This window comes from Novosphingobium terrae, from assembly GCF_017163935.1.
GTDB classification, from domain to species: Bacteria; Pseudomonadota; Alphaproteobacteria; order Sphingomonadales; family Sphingomonadaceae; genus Novosphingobium; species Novosphingobium terrae.
Map to the genome: position 1 here is coordinate 984,736 of NZ_JABVZR010000001.1, position 16,661 is coordinate 1,001,396.

The window sequence follows — 16,661 nt, forward strand, 5'->3', positions numbered from 1 at the left end:
TTTGTGCTTATGACATGAACCGGGCCCATGAGTGAGGTCCTTTCACTCTCAAGTGAAAGGAGACCTTCCATGCGTGCCATCGGTTATGCCCAGCCCGGTTCCCTCGATCGAGCGGATGCTCTGATCGATATCGACTTGCCACAGCCAGTGCCGCAGGGGCGCGACATTCTGGTCAGGGTGAGGGCGGTGTCGGTCAATCCGGTGGATACGAAGGTGCGCCGTGGTGCCGGGCCGCTCGGGGGGGCGGACTGGCGCGTGCTGGGCTGGGATGCTGCCGGTGTGGTGGAGGCGGTGGGGCCGCTTGTAACGCGCTTAGGGATTGGCGATGTGGTCTACTACGCCGGCAGCATCTCACGCGATGGCAGCAATGCCGAGTATCAGCTGGTCGATGAGCGGATTGTGGGGCGCAAGCCTGCCAGTCTGGATTGGGCGCAGGCCGCTGCTCTGCCTTTGACGGCGATCACCGCGTGGGAAGCCCTGTTCGACAGGCTGCGCGTGCGTGATGCCGTGCCCGGTGCGGCGCCTGCGGTGCTGATCATTGGCGGCGCGGGCGGGGTGGGCTCGATTGCGATCCAGCTGCTGCGGGCCCTGACTGACTTGACCGTGATCGCCACCGCCTCGCGCCCCGAAACGCGTGATTGGGTGAAGGAGCTTGGTGCGCATCATGTGCTGGATCACAGCCAGCCTTTGGCGGCTCAGGTTGCGGCGCTGGGGCTGGGCGCGCCGGGGCTGGTCTTTTCCACCACGCACAGCGACCAGCATCAGGCCGAGATTGTCGAGCTGATCGCGCCTCAGGGCCGTTTCGCGCTGATCGACGATCCGGAGAGCTTCGATATCATGCCCTTCAAGCGCAAGGCGGTCTCGGTGCATTGGGAGATGATGTTCACGCGCCCCCTCTTCGAAACCGCCGATATCGAGGAGCAGGCGAGGCTGCTCGATGCGGTGGCCGATCTGGTCGATGCGGGCAAGATCCGCAGCACGCTGACCGAGGTGATGCGGCCCGTTGATGCCGCCAACCTCAAGCAGGCCCATGCCTTGCTGGAAAGCAACCGCATGCGGGGCAAGCTGGTGCTGGAAGGCTGGCCGGATTAACCCAGAGCAGCCTGCACAGCGGCCCCGGCATGCAGCGCGGTGGTGTCGAACACCGGCACTGCGCTGTCATCGGGGCCGACCAGCAGCATGATCTCGGTGCAGCCAAGAATGATCGCTTGCGCGCCGCGTTCCACAAGGCGAGCGATCACCGCGCGATAGGCCTCGCGTGAGGCGTCCAGCACCTGACCTGCCACCAGCTCCTGATAGATGATGCGGTGGACGGTCGCGCGGTCTTCGTCCTTGGGCACGATCACATCGAGGCCGTAGCGCTCGGTCAGGCGGCCCTTGTAGAAATCCTGCTCCATGGTGAAGGCGGTGCCCAGCAGGCCGACTTTGGTGAGGCCCTGCGCGCGGATCGCTTCCGCCGTGGGGTCGGCGATATGGAGCAGGGGGATGCTCACCGCCGCCTCCACCGCGCCTGCGAGCTTGTGCATGGTGTTGGTGCAGATCAGCAGCAGATCGGCGCCTGCTGCCTCAAGCTTTTGCGCGGCATCGGCCAGCTTTTCGCCCAGCGCGTCCCACTGGCCATCGTGTTGCAGCTTTTCGATCTCGGAAAAATCGAAGGACCACAACAGGCAGCGCGCCGAAGCGGTCGGCCCCAGCGCATCGCGCACGCCCTCATTGAGGATGCGGTAATATTCGGCGGAGCTTTCCCAGCTCATGCCGCCGATCAGGCCGATGCTGCGCATCAGTGCTGGAACCTGTCGAGCCACGTCACCAGCCGTGTCGCCAGAGCAATGCGCATATCGGAAAAGCTGTGATCGGTGGGCATTGTTTCGGCGTCCATCTGCTTGGCCCCGGCCTTGCGCGCTGCCTGAGCCGCCGCCGCTGCCATCGTACCGATCCCGCGCTGCGCCCCGATCAGCGCCAGCGGTCGCCCGGCCAGAGCGGGCATGGCCGCCACCAGATCGAGGTTCGCGCCGGCATGCTCCACCTCATCCATGATCGCCTGCTCGCTGGTGCCCGCCAGCGGGGGCATATCGCCGCGCACCTCATCGTTGAGGAAATCCTCACGCGCGCTGGGCTTGGAGAAGCTGCGCCCGATGGCGGCGAAATCGGCCGGATCGATCAGGAAGGCGCCCAGCACCTGAGCATCATCCGCCGCCACGCGCGCGGCGACAATCCCGCCCATGCTGTGCCCGGCGACCGCAATGCGCGAAGGGTCGATGCGGAATTTGATGATCGTGTCGCGCTGGCGCACGAAGGCCAGAGCATGGGCGCCATCCTCCTCGCAATGGGCGAAGGAGAAGGTGCCCGGGCTGCCCCATGAGCCGCGATAATGCAGCGTCAGCACATTCCATCCGGCGCGGCGCGCGGCCTGCGCCAGATCGAGGTTCTGCTCATTGCCCGGAAAGCCGTGGAACAGCAGCAGCGTGGGATGCGGCCCGATGCCGGCGGCAGTGTACATCACCGCATTGAGCGCGCCGTCCGGCACGGGAATGACGAAAGCGGACATGCTGGCGGGATGGGCGCTGTCGCGCGGCGGGTCCGTGGTGACGGCGGCAGGCGCGGGGACGGGCGTGGTTGCCGCCTGGGCCATGGGTGATGTGGCCAGCAGAAAAGGAAGAAGAACCAGACGCATCGATGCCCCCTGTTATGGTCGGGGCTTACCGTGGGGCATCGGCTTCCGGCTGGCAAGAGGCGGTTGGCGCAGGGGCCATCGCCTGATGTCATCGGGTTTGCGATCAGTTGAGTTTGGGCATGGAACATGGCCCCCGTCCGGCTCTTTCCTAAGGCGAAGGATGAGCCTTCGTCCGATCCGCAAGTCCATGAGGAGACAGACCATGAGTTCGACCACCGACCGCATTTCGGGTGCCGCCAATTCCGCCATCGGCAAGGTGAAGGAAGCCATCGGCAAGGAAACCGGTGACGCCAGCCTGGCCGCCAAGGGCGCCGCTCAGGACGCCAAGGGCAAGGTGCAGAGCGCCACGGGCAAGGCGAAGGATGCGATCAAGGATGCCGTTGACCGGTAACGGTTGGCCGAGAGGCCGGGCCTGAGGCGCGTTTTCCCCTGCGCGTCTGCGTTACAGAGCCCGGTCCGGCAGGCATCGAAACGGGGCGCAAGCCCCGGCCAGCCCCCGCCATGAGAATGGCGGGGGCTGTTTGCATGCGGGCCGAGGAAAGGTGCCCCGCGCGTGGTGCGGGGCTCAGGGTTTCAGGGCAGGCGCGAAGCGACGATTTAAGGCAATCGCGACGCGACGATGGCCCGTTCCAGCGCAATGGAATCCAGCGGCTTGGTCACCACCGGCACCTTGGGGCCATGGGCCCATGGCACCTCGCCATAGCCGGTGGAGAAGGCATAGGGCGTGCCATTGCCCTGCAGCACATCGGCGATCGGCTGGCTGCTCTCATTACCCAGATTGACGTCGAGCAGGGCGAATTCATAGCTGTTGGCCGCGATCAGGCTGAGCGCCTGCGCCACATTGTTGGCCAGATCGACCGTATGGGCGCCCAGCGCCAGCAGCTGGTCCTCAGCCTCCATGCCGATGATGATGTTGTCCTCCACCACCAGAGCGCGCTGCGAGAGCAGGCTGGTGGCAGGAACGGGGCCCGGCGATCCCGTGGGCGAGGGGGTTGGCGTATCAGTCATGAATTGCACCCTTTCGGCGGGGATGGTGAAGTGGGCCTCAAGACCCTCGGCATGGAAGGTAACGCGCGCATGGCCGGAGAGTTCATGCGGGATCGAGCGTTCGACAATGGCCATGGCCATACGGTCATGCCAGGCGCTGCCCCCGTCGCTCCCGGTTTTCGCGCCGCCGCTTTCGCGCCATGAGAGGGTGAGGTCTGCGCCCTCGGTCTGGGCCAGTTCGATTTGCACCTGCCCCTCGGGCGCGGCCAGAGCGGTGCTGTGCGCGACCAGCTCATGGATCACCACCGCCAGCGTGGTGAAGGCGGAGGGGCGGATCAGCACCTGAGGGCCGGTGATCGTCAGCGCGCCATGGGTTTCGGGGAAGGCGGCGCGCACGGTTTCATGGATCAGCGGGCCCAGCGGGAAGGGCGCCCAGCTGGTGGCGTTGACCTGATCATGCGCGCGGGCCAGCGTGGCGATGCGCGCGCTGACCCGGCTGCAAAAATCGGAGAGCGTGGCCGCGCTGCGCTGCCCCTGGCTCACCATCGCCCCGATCATGTTGAGCGAATTGCGCACCCGGTGGTTCAGCTCCGCGATCAGATCCTGCTGACGGCGGGCGGCGGCTTCTCTTTCCGCATTGGAGGCGTCGAGCAGTTGCAGGATCACCTCGATCAGCGTGACGCGCAGCTTTTCGGCAATCGCCTTTTCATCGCCCGACCAGGGTTTGGATTGGCGGCGGCGTTCCTCTTTCCACAGGGCGAAACTCTTGCGCGGGGTGAGGCGGTCACCCAGAGGACCGGGGGCCTGTTTGGGCGCGCCGGGATCGCCGGCCCACAGCACCTCATGGGCATATTCGCGGCGGAACAGCACGAGGAAATCGCGCGGCACGCGGGAGACGGGCACGGCCAGCAAGCCGCAAACCTTGTCGCCAAAGGCCTGCGCCGGAGGATAGACCAGCGCCAGATGATGGGTGGACCAGCAGGCGCCATTGCCCGTGGTGTTGAGGAAGCGCGCCAGATCGAGAAACTGCGCCTGAGACGGCGTCTGCCCCAGCGCGACATAATCGCCCGCCACATAGCCGACGATGCCGTCGAAGGGGATCACCTGACGGATCAGATCGGCAAAACGGTCGAAATTGGCGAGCAGCGATCCGCCATGGGCGACTTGCGCCGTCAGATCGTCATGCAGCTTGGTGGCGGTTTCGTGCTGGGCCAGCGTGGCGCGGATTTCCATCTGCTCCAGCAGGCCGGAGAAGAACTCGCCGAAGAGTTCCGCCGCCGTGCGCGTCGCATAGGGCAGACCCAGCGGCGCGTAATGGTGGCAGGCAAACAGCCCCCACAGCTTGCCACCGCGCAGGATCGACACCGACATGGAGGCCTTCACCCCCATGTTGCGCAGATATTCGATATGGATCGGCGAGACGGCGCGCAGTCCGCTGGGGGTCAGATCCAGCGGCTGGCCGTCGGCATCGAGCGCGGGATGGATCGGCACCGGCGCATCGTCGATGTTGGCAATGATGCGCAGCAGATTCCGCGTGTAGAGCTTGCGCGCCTGTTTCGGAATGTCGGAAGCGGGGAAGTGCAGGCCGAGGAAGCTGTCGATCTGGTCGCCGCGCGCTTCGGCCACCACTTCGCCCGCGCCGGTTTCATCGAAGCGGTAGACCTTCACGCGGTCAAAGCCCGTCAGGCGGCGCATCTGGCGGGCGGCGATGTCGCACAGATCGTCAAGGTTGGAGGCCTGCCGCGCGGCATCGAACATCGGGCGCACCAGCGAGAGATAGTCGCGCGCCGTGCCCTGATGCGAAGGCTCGATCTCCAGCACGAATTGCCGCCCGGCGCGGTAGAGCGCCACATCGAAAGGGCGCCAGTCAGGCGTCAGCGGCAGGTTGAAAAGGCGCTCGACCTGACCCGGCGACAGGTCGGCCAGCCTCTGGCGGATCTGCTCGACAGCGGTGGGCGTGAAGAAATCAGCAGCGGGATGGCCCAGCGCCTCGGCAGCCGGGCGGCCCAGCAGGGCCTCGCAATTGGCCGAGGCGCGGGCGACGATCCAGTCGCTGGAGAGCGCCACCAGAAAGCCGAAGGGCTGGATGCCGCCGATGATATGGATCGGTTCGAGATCGCAGCTGTTCAGATCGACGCCCTGGTCGGGATAGGTGAGGGTCATGAGGGGAGGGCGCCCTCATGGTCGGGAAGGGGCATGGTCTGCGCCAGATGCAGGCCTTGCTCGAAGGCGGCGAAGCTGGCGCGGGCGGTGGTGAGGGCAGCCTCGTGCCGGGCTTGCGGCAGGTCGCGCAGGGCTTTGACCAGCGGTTGCCACAGCGCGCGCAGGCTGTTGTCTTCCATATAGCGGCTGAAACCGGGCGTGCCGGGCGACCAATAGCCGTGTGAACGCAGCACAGCCGTGCCCAGTCGCGATCCGATCAGCACATAGGCTGCGCCCGCATGGGCTCCGGCGCCTGCATCGGCTCCGGCGCCCGCCGAGCCCTCATCAGGCAAAGCAGGCAAAGCAGGAAGCGGCGCGGTGCAGCCAAGGTCGGCCAGATCTTGCGCGACCATCGCCTGCACATCGGGCATGGCCAGACCAAGCTCATCCTGAAGGAAACGGGTCGCCAAGGGCGCCACCGCCTGAAGGCCGATGGCATGGGCTTGCAGAAAACGCGTCAACCCGGCGCGCGTCGAGAGAACGCAGGCGCCCAGCAGGGCATCCAGCCGCTCGTGATCTTCACGCGTGCCCAGCCTTAGGACATGGCGCAAATCCTCTGGCGCCATGGCGGGCATAGGGGTTTCGGGCATTGCAACCTTCGCTTTCGGTACCGTACCTGATGCTTAATGCATCAGGCGCCCCAAGGCTCCCTTCACCCCGATAAAATCCAGGCAAAAATCCGGGGAGGGAACATCATTCGGGGCGACTGCTTAGGAGATCAAGGCATATCTGTCTCGCAGGAAGACAGGCCGCCATCCGCTTTCCCTTAAGGCTCTCCCGCCATGCCCAGCGCCTTTTCCCGCTTTGCCGAACGCGTTTCCGTCTGGACGGGGCGGCCCATCACCTTTGCGCTGGCTTGCGTGGTGGTGGTGATCTGGGCGGCCAGCGGGCCGGTCTTCCATTATTCCGACACATGGCAGCTGGTGATCAACACCGGCACCACGATCATCACCTTTCTGATGGTCTTCGTGATCCAGAATTCGCAGAACCGCGATATTGTGGCGCTGCATTCCAAGATCGACGAAATCCTGCGCTCTGCGGACAAGGCGCGCAACCAGCTGATCGGGCTGGAACACAAGAGCGACGCCGAGATCGAGGCCATCCGCGACGCTATCGAGCAGGAATGCGATGTCGAAGACGTGGAGGAGGCCATCGAAAGCGCCGAAAAGACCCTTGAAGAGGTGAAGGAGCGGCTGCCCGAAAAACGCTGAGGCCAGGCGCTGAGGCGTTACACCATCAGCGCCAGCAGATCGTCCAGCCGGGCCTTGGCAAAGCCCACCGAAATGTCCGAGATGCCATAGGGGATCAGCAGCTCATCTTTGCCCATCAGCAGCGCGCCGCAAGTGTAGACCACATTGGGCACATAGCCTGCGCGGTCGGCATTTTCGGCGGTGAGCACAGGCTCGCGCACGCGGCCAATGATGCGCGAGGGATCGTCGCGGTCCAGCAGCACGCAGCCCAGCGCATATTTGCGCATCGCCCCCACGCCATGGGTGAAGAGCAGCCAGCCAGCGTCCGTCAGGATCGGGCTGCCGCAATTGCCGATCTGGATGAACTCCCAGGGGTATTTCGGCTCCATCAGCAGCACGCCCTCATCGTCCCAGCGTTCCAGCCGGTCCGATTTGAGGAGGTAGAGGTTCTTGCCGTCCTGACGGCCCACCATCAGATAGTGTCCGTCGATCTTCTGCGGGAAGAGCGCCATGCCCTTGTTGCGCCCGGCGCGGCCCTGCACCGGCTCCAGCGTGAAGCGATGAAAGTCGCGCGTGCGCAGCAATTCGCTGCGGATCGAGCGGCCCGAATAGGCGGTGTAGGTGCCGACCCATTCGATGTCGCCCCCGCCATGGTCGAGCCGAACCAGACGCAAGTCTTCAAGCCCGTTGGCCTGCTGCTCGGTGATGGGGAAGATCACCGTGTTGGAGAGGCTGCTTTCGGGATGGCGCTCCACCTGAACGGGGGCGTCCTCATCCTGAATGCCAAGGCCATGGTCGCAGCGCTGCACGGCGGTGGCGAAGGCGGATTCGGGCCAGAGCGAAAAGCTGCCGTCATCGCTGGCGATCCCCTCGCGGAAGGCGACCGAGCTGATATGCCCTTCGCCCACCGCGCGCAGCGAGAGGATGAAGCGCACCGTGCCCTCCTTCATCCCGCTCTGATCGGGATGGGGCACGATGGAAGGGTTCATCAGCGCGGCGGCGGCATAGGTGTATTCATGGCAGAAATAGGCGCCGATCAGCTTGCGCCGCGTGGGCGAGAAATCCGCCACGCCCAGGTCGCGGCGGCCTAGTTCCAGCGCGATGGCCACCTCCTCGAAGCGGGCCTCGAACATATGTTCGGTCTGCCAGTGGCGGTCGAGGAAATCGTGGAGGACCAGCGCATATTCGCGTTCCACCCGCGCCTCGTCCAGCCCGGCGACATCGCGCACAAGACGCAAGGCGCGCCCTTCAGGCGCGCCTGCTCCCTGCCACCCCAGATGGAAGGGGCGCAGAACGACCCGCGTGGGGTCGGCATGAAGTCTCTCATCAAGAATATGCAGCGGATTGCGCGACAGGACGTGCAACTGTTTGTCCAAGGTTGATCCCCTTGATGGGCGTCTGGCTGGCCGTGGAAACGACGGCTTGTGTGAACTGGGGCGGCTGAAGACGACGCAGCAGGCGCGACAGGCTGTGATGGCCAAGCTGGAAGGCCAGAATCGATTCCGCGCCCGAATTTTCGTTACGCCCTCTCGGCGTTACACCGTCCCGGCACCGTCCGGTGGCGATATCGGCCAGCACGACGCCGCGATCATTGGCGCCGAAGAACCATTGATACACCTGCAGGGCCTGATCGGTCCACCCCTTCTCGCCGGTTGCGACGAAAGCGCTATGCGCGGCCTCGATAGCGGCCTGCGCTTCAAGGGGTTGTTGATCAAAGGGTTGCCATGTGCCCTGACGGCCAAAGCTTTCCGAGCCGATGGGGCGGAAATGGCCCTGAATGCCGGTCTGGCAACGGCTGATCCAGTCGAGCGTTTCAAGGCCGATGGCCAGCCAGTTCTTCTCGCCCAGCAGATGGCCCGCCTCGATCAGCACCTGGCACAGGCGCGGATTGTCATAGCCCAGCACCGCCTCGAACCATGCCCAGTCGGGGCGGCGGGTCTTGTCGAGCAGATGGGCCAGCATGTTGCAGCTGTCGATCACCATGTCGCGCGCGCCGCCATGGCGGTGCCCGGCGCGCATCAGCGCCAGCGAGCCCAGCGCGGCAAAGCCCATGGCGCGGGGGCTCTGCAGGGGTTCGATCCCCTCCAGAACCGTGTCGAAAAGATCGAGCGCCCATGCCTTGATATCGGGCAGGGGCGAATGCTCCACCGTATGACCCAGCGCCCAGAGCGCACGGCCATTGGAATCCTCCGAGCCTTCGGTTTCGCACCATGTCCGGTCGAAGTTCATGAAGTTGCGGAAGCGGCCCTTGTCCGGGTTCCAGGCATATTGCACGAAGGCGGCGTAGCAGATGCTCCAGCGCATGCGCTCGCTTTCGCTCAGCGAGGTGGAGACATTCATCAGCATCAGCGCACGGGCATTGTCATCAAGGCAATAGCCATGGCGGCGATCCGGCACGATGCCCACCGCATGCTGAAGCATCCCCGTGGCATCGCTCATGGCGAAGACGGCGGAGAGCCCCGGCACCATCTGCGGCGACGCCGGCTTGGGCGAAGGGGCCATGGTCTCACGCACCAGCGCCGCCCCGGCCTTGGCGAACTGCGGCCAGATCGTCTGGCGGCCACGCTGATAGGCGCGCAGCTTGGTGGCCATCAGCGCCTTGGGATTGTCCAGCAGCGCGTTCACCGCCTGAGCGATGGCGTCCGGCGCATTGGTGTCGATCAGGCAGCCCACGCCATCGGCCAGCAGCTCGCGGGCATGGACATAGGGCGTTGAAACCACCGCCTTGCCCAGCGCCACCGCATAGCTGAGCGTGCCCGAGGTGGACTGGCCCAGATTGGGGTAGGGCGTGATGTAGATATCGCAGGCCTCAAGCTGGTCGAGCAGCTCATCGGTGTCGAGGAAGCGGTTTTCCCAGACGATATGTTGGGCGACGCCCAGCTCTTGCGCGCGGGCGATCAGCCCTTCGCGATAGCTTTCACCGTCGCGCGCCAGCAGCACCGGATGGGTGGCGCCCAGAATGCGATAGACCACCTGAGGATGCCGCGCGATGATCGCGGGCAGCGCTTCGATCACCTGCTCCAGACCCTTGCCGGGGCCCAGCAGGCCGAAGGTGGTCAGCACCTGCTTGCCGTCCAGCCCCATGCGCGCCTTGGCGCCTTCCTCGCCGCCGAAGGGGCGGTCTGGCGCGCCATGCTCGATGATCTCGACGATCTCGGGTCGGGCCTTGTAGGTGGAGGTGAGCAGATCGGCCCCATGGCGCGACATCACCATCACCTTGCTGGCTCGCTCAAGCAGATGCTGCGTCACCGCGCGCTGCCCTGCGGAAGGCTCGGCCAGCACGGTGTGGAAGGTGATCAGCAGCGGGGCCGCGACGCCATCGACCAGCTCGCGCACCATATCGCCATCGGGGCCGCCGAAGATGCCGAACTCATGCTGCAGCCAGACCACATCGGCGCCGCTCTCATTGATCAGCCGCGCGGCGCGGGCATAGGCCTGCGCGCTGTCAGCCTCGATGGTGCGGACATGGTCTTCATAGGCGAGGCCAGAATCCTTCTGGTCCAGCGCATAGACATCGACGTCGATATCGGGGACGAAGGCGGCCAGCTTCTCGCGGATGTCGCAGGTGAAAGTGGCGATGCCGCAGCGGCGCGGAGTGTAAGTGCCGATCAGCGCCACGCGCAGGCGGGGCATGCGGGGCTCCGAAGCGAAAAGGTCCACCACCTCGGCCACGAGTTGGTCGGAGGGCTTCTGATCGCGCAGGCTGGGGAAGTCGTCGGTCATGGTGGGTCTTCCCTCTTGCTGGCGGCGTCTCGCTGCCGGATGGGCCGGTCGATCCGGGCCTATCTGGGACAATGGGTCAGCCATGGCGGAGTTCCACGCGTTTCCGGCAAAAACCGACTGGTGGTATAAGGCTTGCGACAAAGGCACTTGGCTGTGTCTGACGGGCCTGTGGCGCGCGAATCCGGCGCGGCTGTTCACGGCTGCGACAGAGCGCAGCAGGCCGGTCTGGAAGGGGCTTTCATCCCCGGGCGATCATTTGATCTTCTTGGCGATCTTGGCCATCAGGCTCTCGAACTCGGGCGGCACGCCTTCATCCACGGCAGCATTGTAGAAGTCGCGGATGTCCTTGCCCCATCCGGTCTGCTCAAGCAGCTTGTCGGAGCTTTCGATTGGCTGGTTGCCAAACAGGGAAGGGCTGGGATCGGGCACGGTCAGCTTCCAGTCGAGAAAACATCATGGCATGGCGGCGGCGATCATAGCGCCGTAACACAAACTCGGCGAGACTAGCGCCAGAGAGCAGCGTTACGGTTAAAATCGCAGCGCCATGCTCTGAATTCGAAAATGTTATCCCCCGGCGAATGTTCCGCATTGCACAACGGCTGGGCGCAAGCGGCATTCGCCGGGGCGAGCAGGATCAGGCATTCAGATTCGAGCCGAAGAACAGCGCCTGGCTGATGGTGGTCAGCACGGTTTCCTCGCGGAAGGGTTTGCTGATCAGCAGGGTGGGTTCCAGCCCTTCGCCGGTCAGCAGCTTTTCGGGGAAGGCGGTGATGAAGATCACCGGCACCGGGCCGATCTTGAGGATATCCTCCACCGCATCGATGCCCGAGCTGCCATCGGCCAGCTGAATGTCGCTGAGCACCAGCGTGGGGCGATGCGCCGCATAGGCCTCACGCGCCTGCGAGGCGGTGGTGGCGCTGGCCACAATGCGATGGCCCGCGCTGCTGACGATATCGGCCAGATGGGTGGAGATCAGCGGCTCATCCTCGATGATCAGCACATCGGCCACATTGTCCCGCGCGATATCGGCCAGCGCTTCCTTCACCAGCTCTTCGGCCTCTTCATCCGAAACGCTCAGGATCTGCGCGGTTTCGGGAATCGAGAAATCCTCCAGCTGGCTGAGCAGCAGCGCCTGCCGACGCAGCGTGGACACGCGGCCCAGCTGCGAGGGGCTGCCTTCTTCCGGCCCGGCGCCATCGCGGCCCACATCGGGGTCCACCGAGGTCCATACGCCGGTAAAGGCATGATAAAGTCCAACGCGGCTCTGCGAGATACGCTCCAGCAGATCGGCGTCTTCCAGCGCGGCGTTCAGGGTCATGCGCACCAGATTGTCGCCCATGGACTGCGATCCGGTCACGGCGCGGGCATAGCGGCGTAGATAGGGCAGGGAGGATGCCAGTGCCTGGGTCGGTGACGTCTGGGTAGCGGGGTTGGGGCGATCCGAAGTAAGCGGCATCAAACGATCCTTGATCCTGGCAGGACAGCCACGCTCCGGCGTCAGGCCTCTGCCGATCGTTTCATGGCTGCTTGCGCCTGCCGATCTGCGGAATTCCCCCTGCGCGCCCGGGCGCTGTCCTGAGGCTTTACGATTTTGCCGCCTGCTTGTTCCGCCTCATGCTGCGCAGCATGGCGAAAATTATTTTTTGCATCGGCTGAACCTTGCGCGGAACCCCGGTTTTCTGCGGGATTCGCGGTGACGGCAAGGGCGCCGAACCGTACAGGGGGCTGGATATGCTGCGGAACCTATGCGGCGCCCGGCCATTGAAGGGTTAACACAGACGACGGGAGACGCCCCATGATCGAACAGACGATCGACGAGAACAAGCAGCTGGCTCCCCAGCGTAATCTGGCGGCCAATGGTGCCAGAATTCAGGGAAAGATCGAAGGCGACCCGCTTTCGGACGCCGATTTCCACAAGGAACTGACCGCCGCCATTCCGCATCTGCGCGCCTTTGCCCGCATGCTCTGCGGCGATCGTGACCGGGCCGACGATCTGGCTCAGGAAACGCTGATGAAGGCCTGGGCCGCGCGTGACCGCTATGTGGCGGGCAGCAGCTTCCGCGCCTGGACCTACACGATCCTGCGCCATCACTATTTCGGTCAGGTCCGCCGCGAACGCTTCGTGGGCGAATATGACGAGACCGAGGCCGAGCGCATCCTCAACATCCAGGGTTCGCAGGAAGGCCGCCTTGAGGCTGCCGACGTGCTGCGCGCTCTGGCCACCCTGCCTGCCGCCCAGCGCGAGGTGCTGGTGCTGGTCTCCATCGGCAGCGTCAGCTATGAGGAAATCGCCGAAATCTGCGGCGTGGCACTCGGTACGGTCAAGAGCCGCATCGCCCGTGCCCGTGCGGCGCTCTCTGCCGCGATCGACAGCGGCGTGCTGCCCGATGCCCGCAGCAGCTTCGTGCTGAAGGGCGAAGTGCTCGATGCTTTCCTTGAGGAGCTGCGCAAGGTCGCGCCGCCTCACATCATCGCTCGACTGGCAGCCTGACCCTTCCCTGCCAGACCCGCCGGCGGCCTCGCGCAAGCGATGGCCGCCGGTTTTCGTTTCCGCCTAGCGTAAAGGCGCGATCAGCTCCGCGCGCAGGCCCGGGGCGGTGTTGATGACAGACAGCTTGCTGCCCAGCGCCTCGCTCATGGTGCGGATCAGCTGAGAGCCAAGGCCCGTCCCCTTGGCCGGGGCGTCCGGATCGTAGCCGCGCCCGTCATCCTCCACCGCCAGACGGTAGGCATCATCGCCCTGCGCCTGCAGATAGATGCGCACCTCGCCCGGCTCATGCTCGGCATAGGCGTATTTGCAGGCGTTGCTGACCAGTTCGTTGATCAGAATGCCCAGTGTCACCGCCACCGAGGCCGGCAGCACCAGCGGATCGACAAAGACTCGCATCACGCGCGGTGAGGCCTCGCTGGAAAAGCTGCCCGCCAGATCCTCGGCCAGGCCCAGCACATAGCTGTCCATCGCGATGGTGGTGGAGGCGCCGCCCACGTAAAGCTGACGATGCACCCGCCCCACGGCATGGATGCGCTGACGAATATCGCGCAGCATGGCCTGCGCTTCCTCGCCGCGCGCGATGCGCGATTGCAGCGTCACCACGGCAGACACCATCTGCAGACTGTTGGCCACGCGATGGTTCATCTCGCCCAGCATGGCTTCCAGCTTGGTGTTGGTTTCGCGCAGGCGTTGTTCGGCCAGTTCCTTCTCGATCAGCGTGCGCCGCGCCGCCAGCGCCTGCCCGATGGTGCGGGTGAGCAGATCGAAGAAATCCTCGCTGACGGTCTTGATGACGTAATCGACCGCGCCCGCCTTCAGCGCCGCCACCGCGATGCTGGTCTCTTCCGATCCGGTCACATAGATCACGGCGGGCGGGTTGGGCAGCCCCATCAGCTGGTCCAGCGTTTCCAGCCCGTTCTGCCCCGGCATATAGTGATCGAGCGCGACGACATCGAAACTCTGATCGCGCGCCAGCTCCACGCCCTGCCTGCCGCTGTCGCAGGTGGTGACGTCGAAACCCTCGCGCCCCAGCCGCCGCTTGGCGAGCAGGCACAGGCCCTCGTCATCGTCGATATAGAGCAGGCGCGGCTTGGCTGACATCAGAGCCCGGCGTCCGGCACCTGGATCACCGAAAGGAACAGGCCCAATTGGCGGATGGCAGCGGCGAAATTCTCGTAATTCACCGGCTTGGTGATGTAGACATTGCAGCCCAGATCATAGCAGCGCTCGATCTCATGCTTGTCGTCGGTGGTGGTCAGCACCACCACGGGGGTGCGGCGCAGATGCTCCTCGGACTTGATCTTTGTCAGGATGTCGATCCCGCTCATGTCCGGCAGGTTGAGGTCCAGCAGGATCAGCGCCGGGCCATTGTGCACCGGGCCGCGCGGGGCGTTGAAGATGAACTCCAGCGCATCATGGCCGTTGGAGAGATGCACGATCTCGTTGGAAATCCCGGCACGGCGGATGTTCTTCTCGATCAGCAGAGCATGGCCCTCATCGTCCTCGATCATGATGATGGTGACGCTGTGATGGGTCTGGGTCATGATTGGCTCTGCGATCCGGAGTGGTGACGGGGGAGGTTTATGGTGAATGTGGCGCCCTTGCCAAGGGTGGAATCGACCATCACCGTGCCGTCCAGCCGATAGGCCAGCGCGCGCACATGGGCCAGTCCGATGCCCTCGCCGGGCCGGTCCTGCTGGCCGGAGCGGCGGAACAGGTCGAAGACGCGCTCATGATCGCGCGGATCGATGCCCCGGCCCTGATCGGCCACGCTGATCTCGATGCGCTCGCCGATCTCACGGCCCGAGATACGGATTTGCGGCGGTGCCGCGCCCGCGCCATATTTCAGCGCATTCTCCACCAGATTGGCGATCATCTGCTCCAGCCCCATACGGTCGCTGAAGAGGCGGGGCAGGGGCGAGGCGATCTCCACCTGAGCGCCGCTTTCCTCGATCCGCATGTGCAGCGTATCCACCACGCCTTGCACCAGCGCGTTCATATCCAGCCATTCCGGCGCGATCTCCCGCCGCCCGAGGCGCGACAGGCGTAGAATGGCGTTGATCAGCCGGTCCATCTTCTCGGTGGAGGAACGGATAAAGCGGATCGCCTGAGGCAGATCCTCGCGGATGATGCTGTCTGTGGCGGGGGCGATGGTGTCGGGGCGCTGCGCCTGTGCCTCATCCAGCAGAGCGGTCAGCGTTTGCGTCGCGATCTCCATCTCGGCGGTGAAGCCCATCACATTCACCAGCGGCGAGCGCAGATCATGGCTGACGATATAGGCGAAGCGCTGGATCTCGCTGTTGGCGCGTTTCAGCTCGGCGGTGCGCTCCTGCACGGCGGCTTCCAGCCCGGTGTTGGCCATGCGCAGCGCCTGACGCTGGGCATCGATCTCACGCGTGTAGGTCTGGATCGTGGTGAAGGTCAGCGTGCCCATCGCCACCAGCAGCAGGCCAGTGATGCCAAGCGTGACGTAGAAGCCGCGCTCGATGCCGCGCTGGCTGGCGTCGCGATAGGCCAGCAGCTGCTCCTCATGCGCCTGCATCGCGCGGGTGATACGGAAGATCAGATTGTTGGGCCGGTCGATCAGCCCGCCCGGGGCCATGGCGCCCGGAGCAGGCAGGCCCGCCTGCACCTCGATCTGCGCGGCAATGGCGGTGAGCAGCGGGATGCGGGCCTGTTGGCGCGGATTGTCAGCGGTCAGTGTGGCCAGCCGGGCGATGCTCTGATCGAGCTGGGTGCGGGCCGCGGTCAGCGGCCCCTCGCTCTCGATGGTCAGATCCTGATTGCGGCGCAGATTGGCGGCGACCAGCCTTGTGGAGGCCAGACGCAGCGCGATGATCTGGCTCTGCACCTGATAGGTATGGGCGATCAGCCTGGTCTGGCGCTGGTTCATCGCCATCAGCACGCCGGCCGAGATCACCACCCCCAGCAGCGCGGCAAAGCCCAGCCCCATAAAGCGCATCAGCGAGCGGCGGAAACGGCGCTGTGCGGCCTGTCCCTGAGGCATCAGCGCAGCACCTCGGCACAATCCGTCACCAGCCGGTCGCCCGAGGCCTTGTCCCGCGCTGACAGGCTGCAGCCGCGCGCGCAGACGAAACCGGCGGTCCGGGGGCGAGGCATGGCGGTGGCGCGCAGGGCGGCTAGGCATTGCGGGCCGTCCCTGTAAGGCCCGCTGACCTGCGCGGGCGCATCGCCCATCACATCGGCATAGCTGTAGCCATGCCAGTCCCGACCGTCGGAGGGAGCGCAACCCGCCAGCAGCGTCACGCCGAACAGTGCGGCAAACAGGCCCGGGCGAGGGGCGAAACGCCGCCCGAGCCTCCTGTGGGCCGTCTGTTCGGGACTGAATGTCACGATATCATTCTCGCTATCCCCTTATCGTGGCGATGGAACA

The 16,661-nt window shown here is 65.1% G+C and carries 16 protein-coding genes; 4 read left to right on the top strand and 12 right to left on the bottom strand.

Annotated features, from left to right (window positions below):
• Positions 1-69 precede the first annotated feature (69 nt).
• Positions 70-1,092 (top strand): zinc-binding alcohol dehydrogenase family protein, encoded by a 1,023-nt coding sequence (locus HGK27_RS04650; protein WP_206239102.1) that lies wholly within the window; start codon positions 70-72, stop codon positions 1,090-1,092.
• Here the strand turns inward: HGK27_RS04650 and HGK27_RS04655 are convergent.
• Together HGK27_RS04655 and HGK27_RS04660 are read right to left on the bottom strand one after the other, a co-directional pair.
• The gene (locus tag HGK27_RS04655; protein ID WP_206239104.1) at positions 1,089-1,781 is read right to left on the bottom strand and encodes an aspartate/glutamate racemase family protein; all 693 of its coding nucleotides are present in this window, start codon (positions 1,779-1,781) and stop codon (positions 1,089-1,091) included. The two genes, HGK27_RS04650 and HGK27_RS04655, sit on opposite strands and share 4 nt — an antisense overlap.
• Positions 1,781-2,674, bottom strand: a complete 894-nt coding sequence (locus HGK27_RS04660) for an alpha/beta hydrolase (protein WP_206239105.1) — start codon at positions 2,672-2,674, stop codon at positions 1,781-1,783. Before HGK27_RS04660 ends, HGK27_RS04655 begins: the two co-directional genes overlap by 1 nt.
• 202 nt (positions 2,675-2,876) lie before the next feature.
• On the opposite strand from HGK27_RS04660, the gene HGK27_RS04665 reads away from it, so the two are divergent.
• Positions 2,877-3,065 carry a CsbD family protein gene (locus tag HGK27_RS04665; RefSeq protein ID WP_206239107.1) on the top strand — a complete coding sequence of 63 codons (189 nt, stop codon included), beginning with the start codon at positions 2,877-2,879 and terminating at the stop codon, positions 3,063-3,065.
• A 206-nt stretch (positions 3,066-3,271) separates the two neighbouring features.
• Here the strand turns inward: HGK27_RS04665 and HGK27_RS04670 are convergent, their stop codons facing one another.
• A complete protein-coding gene (locus HGK27_RS04670; protein WP_206239108.1) occupies positions 3,272-5,824 on the bottom strand; it encodes an HWE histidine kinase domain-containing protein in 2,553 nt (850 codons plus the stop codon).
• Positions 5,821-6,453: a heme oxygenase-like domain-containing protein gene (locus tag HGK27_RS04675; RefSeq protein WP_206239110.1), complete on the bottom strand. Its 633-nt coding sequence runs from the start codon at positions 6,451-6,453 to the stop codon at positions 5,821-5,823. The genes HGK27_RS04670 and HGK27_RS04675 overlap by 4 nt, the downstream gene beginning before the upstream one ends.
• 192 nt (positions 6,454-6,645) lie before the next feature.
• Here HGK27_RS04675 and HGK27_RS04680 point away from each other — a divergent pair, with 192 nt between their 5' ends.
• Positions 6,646-7,074, top strand: coding sequence for a low affinity iron permease family protein (locus HGK27_RS04680; RefSeq protein ID WP_206239111.1), 429 nt, complete (start codon positions 6,646-6,648; stop codon positions 7,072-7,074).
• 17 nt (positions 7,075-7,091) lie between these two features.
• Here the strand turns inward: HGK27_RS04680 and HGK27_RS04685 are convergent, their stop codons facing one another.
• From HGK27_RS04685 to HGK27_RS04700, 4 genes are all read right to left on the bottom strand, one after another.
• Positions 7,092-8,429: a glycoside hydrolase family 130 protein gene (locus HGK27_RS04685; RefSeq protein WP_241126850.1), complete on the bottom strand. Its 1,338-nt coding sequence runs from the start codon at positions 8,427-8,429 to the stop codon at positions 7,092-7,094.
• Positions 8,380-10,776, bottom strand: coding sequence for a glycosyltransferase family 4 protein (locus HGK27_RS04690; RefSeq protein WP_206239114.1), 2,397 nt, complete (start codon positions 10,774-10,776; stop codon positions 8,380-8,382). The genes HGK27_RS04685 and HGK27_RS04690 overlap by 50 nt, the downstream gene beginning before the upstream one ends.
• A gap of 252 nt (positions 10,777-11,028) precedes the next feature.
• On the bottom strand, positions 11,029-11,205 hold the full coding sequence (locus tag HGK27_RS04695) for a hypothetical protein (RefSeq protein WP_206239116.1): 177 nt from the start codon (positions 11,203-11,205) through the stop codon (positions 11,029-11,031).
• A 205-nt stretch (positions 11,206-11,410) separates the two neighbouring features.
• Positions 11,411-12,232: a response regulator gene (locus HGK27_RS04700; protein WP_206239118.1), complete on the bottom strand. Its 822-nt coding sequence runs from the start codon at positions 12,230-12,232 to the stop codon at positions 11,411-11,413.
• Positions 12,233-12,571: 339 nt separating this feature from the next.
• Between HGK27_RS04700 and HGK27_RS04705 the strand changes: the two genes are divergently transcribed.
• Positions 12,572-13,267, top strand: coding sequence for a sigma-70 family RNA polymerase sigma factor (locus HGK27_RS04705; RefSeq protein ID WP_206239119.1), 696 nt, complete (start codon positions 12,572-12,574; stop codon positions 13,265-13,267).
• A gap of 63 nt (positions 13,268-13,330) precedes the next feature.
• On the opposite strand, the gene HGK27_RS04710 is transcribed toward HGK27_RS04705, so the two are convergent.
• Genes HGK27_RS04710 through HGK27_RS04725 form a run of 4 tightly spaced genes read right to left on the bottom strand, consistent with a single transcriptional unit; the run spans position 13,331 to position 16,621 of the window.
• On the bottom strand, positions 13,331-14,368 hold the full coding sequence (locus HGK27_RS04710; protein ID WP_206239121.1) for a response regulator: 1,038 nt from the start codon (positions 14,366-14,368) through the stop codon (positions 13,331-13,333).
• Positions 14,368-14,811 (bottom strand): response regulator, encoded by a 444-nt coding sequence (locus tag HGK27_RS04715; RefSeq protein WP_206239123.1) that lies wholly within the window; start codon positions 14,809-14,811, stop codon positions 14,368-14,370. The genes HGK27_RS04710 and HGK27_RS04715 overlap by 1 nt, the downstream gene beginning before the upstream one ends.
• On the bottom strand, positions 14,808-16,274 hold the full coding sequence (locus tag HGK27_RS04720) for a sensor histidine kinase (protein ID WP_206239125.1): 1,467 nt from the start codon (positions 16,272-16,274) through the stop codon (positions 14,808-14,810). The genes HGK27_RS04715 and HGK27_RS04720 overlap by 4 nt, the downstream gene beginning before the upstream one ends.
• Complete coding sequence (locus HGK27_RS04725; protein WP_206239127.1) at positions 16,274-16,621, bottom strand: hypothetical protein; 348 nt, start codon at positions 16,619-16,621, stop codon at positions 16,274-16,276. Before HGK27_RS04725 ends, HGK27_RS04720 begins: the two co-directional genes overlap by 1 nt.
• Between the last annotated feature and the right edge of the window lie 40 nt (positions 16,622-16,661).